This is a genomic window from Halorubrum sp. Atlit-26R (genome assembly GCF_003666015.1).
Classification (GTDB): Archaea; Halobacteriota; Halobacteria; order Halobacteriales; family Haloferacaceae; genus Halorubrum.
The window spans coordinates 1-679 of the sequence record NZ_QPLT01000246.1; the positions used below are offsets into that span (position 1 = coordinate 1).

Sequence of the window (679 nt, forward strand, 5' to 3'; positions counted from 1 at the left end):
GGATGTTTAGTACGTCGTACCGAGATCTATCGATGTCACCCAAATTATCACAGAATTACTCCAACCTTGGGGGATTTGAGCGCCTTGGAAACAATGCTACTCATCTATTCACCCACTTAATCACAATACTTCTTTGTACGGGTAGCACGGAGACTAGAGTGGCGTGTAGGCACAGATTTGGTCCCAACCTCTCTGTCACTACACGTCAGAAACCACCATACACGGTGGTTTTCACGAGATTGGTGACGATTAATGTCCGGCGACTCATCCAACCAAGCACGATCCACGGCTGTTAAACAGCTCAAAGCGCTCGGCCTCAGTACCTACGCCGCCCGGACATTCGTCGCCCTAGTCAGTCTTGATGAAGGGACCGCGCAGGACGTGAGTGAGGTCGCCGATGTCCCCCGAACACGCGTCTACGACGCAGCTGACGAGCTTCAGGACCGCGGTCTCGTCGACGTGAAACAGTCGAGTCCCCAGCGATATTGGGCCATCTCGACGGAGACGGCCGGCCGTCACTTCGAACAGGAATACGACCATCGCGTGACAGTCCTGACAGACGCGCTCGACCAGCTTGCATCAGTGAATCGCAGTACTGAACAGCAGGGCGTCTGGACAGTAACCGGCCGAGACACGGTGACCGAACGCGTCGTGGATTTCATCTCGTCCGCTAATGATG

General features: G+C 54.8%; 1 protein-coding gene. It reads left to right on the forward strand.

Annotated elements, in window-relative coordinates:
- Positions 1-252 precede the first annotated feature (252 nt).
- Positions 253-679 (forward strand): TrmB family transcriptional regulator (locus tag DVK07_RS20365; protein ID WP_147441287.1); only part of this gene is annotated, 427 nt, incomplete at its 3' end.